Here is a 6967-nt window from a genome sequence, read left to right on the forward strand (position 1 = left end):
TCCCCGCTAGGGGAAGTGCCTTTAGCTAGGTAAGGGTGGCGGGGCTAGTCTCCGCCACTGTCAAATTTTAATCTTTGGAGTGGCAACGTAAATGGCACGTCGTTTTAATTTTTGTGCAGGCCCAGCTTCTATTCCTGAAGCCGTATTAACTGAAGCCGCCGAGCAAATGCTGGATTGGCAGGGGCGCGGTTTGTCAGTAATGGAGATGAGTCACCGCTCTGATGAGATGGTTGGTATCGCCAATGAGGCTGAGGCGGATCTGCGTGAGTTGATGGGGATTTCCGACGACTACGCCGTGCTTTTCTTGCAGGGCGGCGCTAGCAGTCAATTCTCTGCCGTGCCCTTAAACCTGATGGGTGAAGGCAAGCTTGTTGATTATGTGAATACCGGTGAGTGGTCTAAAAAGGCCATTAAAGAAGCCAAGCGTTATGCCAAAGTGAATGTGGTCGCTAGTTCAGAAGACACTAACTTCACCACAATTCCTGCTTTTGATAGCTGGAAGCTGAGCGAAGATGCGGCGTATTTGCATTACACGCCAAATGAAACGATTGGTGGTTTGGAGTTTTTCTGGACACCAGAAAGCAAGGTGCCCTTAGTCGCCGATATGTCGTCGACTATTTTGTCGCGTCCGGTCGATGTGAATAAATTTGGTTTGATCTACGCCGGTGCCCAGAAAAACATCGGCCCTGCCGGTTTGACCATCGTTATTGTGCGTAAAGATCTGTTGGGTAAAGCCAACGTGATGACGCCAACAATGATGGATTACAAAACGGCTGCCGATAATGACTCCATGTACAATACTCCGCCAACCTTGGCGTGGTATTTGGCTGGCCTGGTATTTAAATGGCTGAAGGCCCAGGGTGGTCTGGAAGCGATGGAAGTGATTAATCGTCGCAAAGCGGAAAAACTCTACGCTTATATTGATGCCAGCGGTTTTTACAGCAACCCCGTTGAAGTGGCGAGCCGCTCGTTGATGAATATTCCCTTTGTTTTGGCAGACGCAAGCTTGGACAAAGTTTTCCTTGCCGGCGCTGAAGAAGCGGGACTGCTGAATTTGAAAGGCCACCGTTCTGTGGGTGGTATGCGCGCCAGTGTTTACAATGCGGTGCCAGAAGAAGCCGTAGATGCCTTAATCGCCTACATGAAAACCTTCGCCGGGCAGAATAGCTAATTACTATGAGTGAAAGCAAAACGTCGCCAGTAGACCTCAATACCCTGCGTCAGGATATCGATAGCATTGATACCCAGATACACGAATTATTGAATAGACGCGCCCGCTGTGCCCAGCAAGTGGCTGAAGTTAAGTTGGCTGAATTCGCGGCGGCCCAGCAGTTTGAAGCCAGTGGCGACAGCAATAGCTCTCAGCAGTTATTATTTTATCGCCCCGAGCGTGAGGCTCAGGTCTTAGAGCGGGTGAAGGCGGCCAATAAGGGGCCCTTGGCTGACGATACTGTCGCGTTTATCTTTCGCGAAATTATGTCGGCGTGTTTGGCGCTGGAAAAGCCGATGGAAGTGGCTTATCTCGGCCCCGGCGGCACCTTTACCCAAGCGGCGGCAGTGAAGCACTTTGGGCACGCGGTAATCAGTTTGCCTCAGGCGTCCATTGATGGCGTATTTGCCAAGGTGGAGTCTGGGCAGTGTCACTACGGTGTGGTGCCAGTAGAGAACTCTACCGAGGGAATGGTTTCTCACACCTTAGATGCTTTTATTCATTCGCCACTAAAGATTTGCGGTGAAGTTGAGCTGCGAATTCGCCTACACCTTTTGGTAGGCAGCCAAACTTCTGGCAAAGAAATAAAGCGTATCTGTGCTCACCAACAAGCTTTGGCGCAAAGCCGCCGCTGGTTGGATGCGAATTTCCCCGGTATTGAGCGCGCTGCAGTAAGCAGTAATGGCGAAGCCGCGAGAATGGCGGCAGAGGAGGAGGGCGTCGCTGCGATAGCTGGCGATTTGGCCGAAACTCAATATGGCTTGCAGCGCTTGGCGGGCAATATCGAAGATCAGCCCGACAATACCACGCGTTTTCTTATTATTGGCCGCGAGAATGTGTCGCCCAGTGGTCGTGATAAAACCTCTTTGGTGGTCTCTGCTCGCAATCGGCCTGGTGCCTTGTTTAAGTTACTTGAGCCCTTTCAAAAAGCCGATGTTATGCTGACCCGTATTGATACGCGGCCCTCGCGCAGCGAAACCTGGACCTATGTGTTCTTTATTGAGTTTGAAGGTCACCGCGAAGACCCCAAAATTATCGATATTCTTAATACCATTGAGCAGCACTCCATTATGTTTAAAGTCTTGGGTTCTTACCCCAAGGCGGCGCTATAGTTATGTGTTTGCCCCTAGCCCCAATGCGGAAGGTAGCTGAATAGTGAGTTGCGATGTGTTTGCGCTGGCGAATGCCGGTGTGCGTGGTTTACAGCCCTACCAGCCGGGCAAGCCAATTGAAGAGTTGCAGCGCGAGCTGGGTTTAAGCGATGTTGTTAAACTGGCCAGTAATGAAAACCCACTGGGACCGTCACCGCTGGCCTTGGCTGCGGCTGAAAAAGCCTTAAAAAATCTGCATCTTTACCCCGATGCCAGCGGTTTTGAACTTAAGAAAAAATTGGCAGAAAAATTGGGTGTGACTGAGCTGCAATTTACTTTCGGCAATGGTTCGAATGATGTGCTTGACCTTATCGCGCGCACGTTTCTCGGCCCAGACTGCTCAGCCGTTTTTTCCCGGCACGCCTTTATTGTTTACCCCATCGCCGTGCAGGCGGTGGGTGCCCGTGCGATAGTAACGCCTGCGAAAAACTGGGGGCACGACCTTGATGCCATGGCGGCGGCAATTGAAACTGATACTCGTGTGGTGTTTATTGCCAACCCTAATAACCCCACTGGCAATTACTTAAATCGCAATGAATTGTCGGCGTTTCTGGCCAAAGTGCCAGGCCATGTGATGGTGGTGCTTGATGAGGCTTATATTGAATTTGCCGGCGCCGAAGACTTTCCGGATGGCCTCGATTTTTTAAAGACCTATTCAAATATTATTGTTACCCGTACCTTTTCCAAGGCTTACGGCCTAGCTGGTTTGCGTATTGGCTATGGTATAAGCAGCGCTGAAACCGCCGATTTGCTGAACCGAGTGCGAGCACCCTTCAATGTTAGTGTGCCAGCCTTGGCGGCGGCCCTTGCGGTGCTGGATGACGATGATTATTTGCAGCGTAGTCAGCAGGTCAATCGAGATGGTATGCAGCAGCTATGTCAGGGCTTGGAGGCGCTAGGTCTGGCTTATATTCCCTCGGTGGGTAATTTTGTCGCTATTGAGTTGGCGAACGATGCCATGCCAATTTACCAGGCACTTTTGCGTGAAGGCGTCATTGTGCGGCCTGTCGGCGTGTATCAAATGCCCAAACACTTGCGGGTGTCGATTGGCCTTGAAAACGAGAATCAACGCTTTCTTGCTGCGCTGAAAAAGGTGTTGAGTGTCTAAGTTTTATATCAATAAACTCGCCATTATCGGTCTTGGGCTGATGGGCGGTTCGCTGGCGCGGGCGCTAAAAGCGCAGGGCGCGGTAGGAGAGGTGGTTGCTACGGGGCGCCGCGCAGCCTCCTTGGAAAAAGGTTTAGCGCTGGGTGTGATCGACGCGTGGACTCTTGATATGAAAGAGGCCGTCGCCAATGCCGATGTGGTGGTCATTGCCACGCCGACCTTGATTGCTGAAAAAGTACTGGCCGAGCTGGCACCGTTCATGACGCCGTCGATGATCGTCACCGATGTTGCCAGTGTTAAGGGCAATATGCAGCGCGCTGCCGAAAAAGTATTTGGTGAGGTGCCGCCTAATTTTGTGATGGGGCATCCCATTGCTGGTTCCGAACAGAGTGGTGTCGACGCCGCTACTGTTGATTTGTTTTTAGATCATCGCGTGATTTTAACACCCTTGCCGACAACAACAGAACCAGCCACTGAGCTGATACAGGCAATGTGGGAAGTTTGTGGCGCCGAAGTAGTGTGCATGGATGTGGCGGAGCACGACTCAGTGTTGGCGGCGACCAGTCATTTGCCTCATGTCTTGGCGTATACCCTTGTGGACGCCCTTGCTCAGAATGGTTCAGCGGCAGATATATTTCGTTTTGCCGCTGGCGGCTTTCGCGATTTCACCCGCATTGCCTCTAGTGACCCAACCATGTGGCACGATATTGCCCTAGCCAATCAAGATGCGATATTACAGGGCATAGACGAATTCAGGGCCCATTTAGACAAAGTCCGCGCGGCCATTGCCAGCGGTGACGGCGATGCCCTTTACGCGACCTTTGATCGTGCCAAGCGCGCCCGCGACGAACATTTTCTGGGGCAGTATCTTAGTCGGCAAAAGAAATCGCTCTTATCTTAATTAGCTTATTAAAGAGACTCTAATCGTGGAATTCCTATTGCAGCCCGGTGGTCAGATGCGCGGTACAGCCCGTGTTCCCGGCGATAAATCTATTTCCCATCGCTCCATTATGCTCGGCGCCATTGCTGACGGCACCACCACCGTTGATGGTTTTCTTGAAGGTGAAGATGCGCTGTCTACGCTGAAGGCCTTTCAGGCCATGGGTGTGCAAATTGACGGCCCCGAAAATGGCCGGGTGGTGATTCACGGTGTGGGCCGTGATGGTTTAACGGCGCCCGCTGGTGATTTATATGTGGGTAATTCCGGTACGTCAATGCGCCTGCTGGCGGGTTTACTGGCGGGGCAGAATTTTGATGTCACCATGACTGGCGACGTATCGCTGAGTAAGCGGCCTATGGAGCGCGTGGCGGCACCGCTGCGTTTGATGGGTGCAGTTGTCGAAACCGGTGAAGGTGGACGTCCACCCATAACCTTGCGCGGCGGTAGTAAGTTACAGGGTATTGATTACGTGCTACCGATGGCCAGCGCTCAGGTCAAATCTTGCGTGCTGCTGGCTGGCTTATACGCGGAAGGTCAAACCCGCACCACTGAACCAGCGCCGACGCGGGATCACAGCGAGCGCATGCTGCGCGGTTTTGGCTGCGACGTTCAGGTCGCAGGCCCAGTGGCTACGCTTCAGGGTGGCGGTCGTTTGTCAGCGGTGCATATTGATGTGCCTGCAGATATCTCGTCGGCGGCCTTTTTTATGGTGGCGGCGAGTATTTGCCCCAATGCCGATTTAACCCTTGAACACGTTGGTATTAACCCTACCCGCGTTGGTGTCATCAATATTCTTCGCGCTATGGGTGGTGATATCACCGTCTTTAATGAGCGCGAAGTGGGTGGCGAGCCAGTGGCAAATATTCGTATTCGCCATGCCAAGCTTAAGGGTATTAATATTCCTGAAAATCAGGTGCCTTTAGCAATTGATGAATTTCCCGTGCTGTTTGTGGCAGCCGCTTGCGCGGAAGGCCGCACGGTGTTGACTGGCGCTGAAGAGTTGCGAGTTAAAGAGAGCGATCGTATTCAAGTCATGGCCGATGGTTTGCGGGCGATGGGTATTTCGGCTGTACCGACTGAAGACGGTATTGTGATTGAGGGCGGCCAAATCACCGGTGCAACAGTTAATAGCCACCACGATCATCGTATTGCTATGTCCTTTGCGGTGGCCTCGCTGCGCGCGACTGAAACAATTCGGATACAGGATTGTGATAATGTCGCGACCTCCTTTCCGAACTTTGTTGAATTGGCGGCGAGCTTGGGGATGCAGATCGAGCAACTTGACGCAGAGAATGCCTCATGAGTAATGTTCCCGTTATTGCCATTGATGGCCCCAGCGGTTCCGGCAAAGGCACTTTGTGTCAAACTTTAGCGCGTCATTTTGGTTGGCACTTGTTAGACAGTGGCGCCTTATACCGTTTGACGGGTATGGCTGCCGATCGTCATGGCATAGCCTTAGACGATGAGCCGGCAGTTGCTGAGTTGGCCAAAGACTTAGATGTGCAGTTTGTGCCCGGCACTGCTGGTGAGCCAACCTCGGTATTGCTTGAAGGTGATGACGTGAGTGGCGAACTGCGCACCGAAAAAACCGGTTTGCTCGCCTCGAAAGTCGCCGTTTTGGGCGCAGTGCGCAGCGCCTTATTACAGCGTCAGCGGGACTTTGCCCAGGCGCCGGGCTTAGTCGCTGATGGTCGAGACATGGGAACGGTGGTGTTTACTGATGCACCGCTCAAGATATTTTTAACTGCTAGCGCCGAGGAACGCGCCGAGCGGCGCTATAAGCAGTTGAAATCAAAGGGTGATAGTGTTAATCTCGCGACCCTTTTATTGGAGATTCAGGATCGAGATAAGCGAGATTCTGAGCGCGAACTGGCTCCTTTAAAGCCTGCTGCTGACGCGATACAGCTTGATAGCAGTGGTTTAGGGATAGAAGAAGTGTTCGAACGGGTGTTGGCAGAAGCCAAGATTCGTCAGCTTGGCTTGTAAAAGTCAGCTAAAAACCGTCACAGACAGCGCAAATACCAGCTGGCGTTGTTTTGGGGCAATATGAATTGACCCGTGTAAGCTGGATACACGGCGATACGGTGGCGATGCCACTATTAATCTCAGGTAATGACTAATGAGCGAGAGCTTTGCTGATCTATTTGAAGAAAGTTTAAAAACCATTGATATGAAACCCGGTTCAATCGTGACCGGTGTTGTTATCGATATTGACAGTGATTGGGTTACTGTTCACGCGGGACTGAAATCTGAGGGTGTTATTCCTCGCGAGCAGTTTCTGAGCGAAAGCGGTGAGTTCGTTCTGGCAATTGGTGACGAAGTTCAAGTTGCTCTAGAGTCTGTGGAAGATGGCTTTGGCGAAACTAAACTGTCACGTGAAAAAGCCAAGCGTGCTGAAGCATGGACTACGCTTGAAGCTGCCTATGAAGCTGAAGAAACCGTTGTCGGTATCATCAATGGCAAGGTTAAAGGTGGTTTTACTGTCGACATCAATAGCATCCGCGCCTTCCTGCCCGGTTCATTGGTTGACGTTCGTCCGGTTCGCGATACTGCGCACC

At 51.9% G+C, this 6967-nt stretch carries 7 protein-coding genes; all 7 read left to right on the forward strand.

Going from position 1 to position 6967, the window contains the following annotated elements:
• Window positions 1-91: 91 nt before the first annotated feature.
• On the forward strand, window positions 92-1171 hold the full coding sequence (serC, locus tag ABYP33_RS08765) for a 3-phosphoserine/phosphohydroxythreonine transaminase (protein WP_373090414.1): 1080 nt from the start codon (window positions 92-94) through the stop codon (window positions 1169-1171).
• 5 nt (window positions 1172-1176) lie between these two features.
• Window positions 1177-2322: a prephenate dehydratase gene (gene pheA, locus ABYP33_RS08770; protein WP_373090415.1), complete on the forward strand. Its 1146-nt coding sequence runs from the start codon at window positions 1177-1179 to the stop codon at window positions 2320-2322.
• Between the two features lie 43 nt (window positions 2323-2365).
• Window positions 2366-3469 (forward strand): histidinol-phosphate transaminase, encoded by a 1104-nt coding sequence (hisC, locus tag ABYP33_RS08775; RefSeq protein WP_373090416.1) that lies wholly within the window; start codon window positions 2366-2368, stop codon window positions 3467-3469.
• A complete protein-coding gene (locus tag ABYP33_RS08780) occupies window positions 3462-4370 on the forward strand; it encodes a prephenate dehydrogenase/arogenate dehydrogenase family protein (RefSeq protein ID WP_373090417.1) in 909 nt (302 codons plus the stop codon). Before hisC ends, ABYP33_RS08780 begins: the two co-directional genes overlap by 8 nt.
• Before the next feature lie 25 nt (window positions 4371-4395).
• On the forward strand, window positions 4396-5712 hold the full coding sequence (aroA, locus tag ABYP33_RS08785; protein WP_373090418.1) for a 3-phosphoshikimate 1-carboxyvinyltransferase: 1317 nt from the start codon (window positions 4396-4398) through the stop codon (window positions 5710-5712).
• Window positions 5709-6395 (forward strand): (d)CMP kinase, encoded by a 687-nt coding sequence (gene cmk / locus ABYP33_RS08790; RefSeq protein ID WP_373090419.1) that lies wholly within the window; start codon window positions 5709-5711, stop codon window positions 6393-6395. Before aroA ends, cmk begins: the two co-directional genes overlap by 4 nt.
• Before the next feature lie 133 nt (window positions 6396-6528).
• Window positions 6529-6967, forward strand: a 439-nt coding sequence (locus ABYP33_RS08795; RefSeq protein WP_373090420.1) for a S1 RNA-binding domain-containing protein, incomplete at its 3' end; no start/stop codon positions are given.

It is taken from the genome of Zhongshania sp. (genome assembly GCF_041584495.1).
Taxonomy (GTDB): Bacteria; Pseudomonadota; Gammaproteobacteria; order Pseudomonadales; family Spongiibacteraceae; genus Spongiibacter.

Excerpts from the sequence above, each read along its gene's own strand:
- pheA (WP_373090415.1), top strand. The coding sequence starts at position 1,177 with ATGAGTGAAAGCAAAACGTCGCCAGTAGACCTCAATACCCTGCGTCAG.
- serC (WP_373090414.1), top strand. The coding sequence starts at position 92 with ATGGCACGTCGTTTTAATTTTTGTGCAGGCCCAGCTTCTATTCCTGAA.
- cmk (WP_373090419.1), top strand. The coding sequence starts at position 5,709 with ATGAGTAATGTTCCCGTTATTGCCATTGATGGCCCCAGCGGTTCCGGC.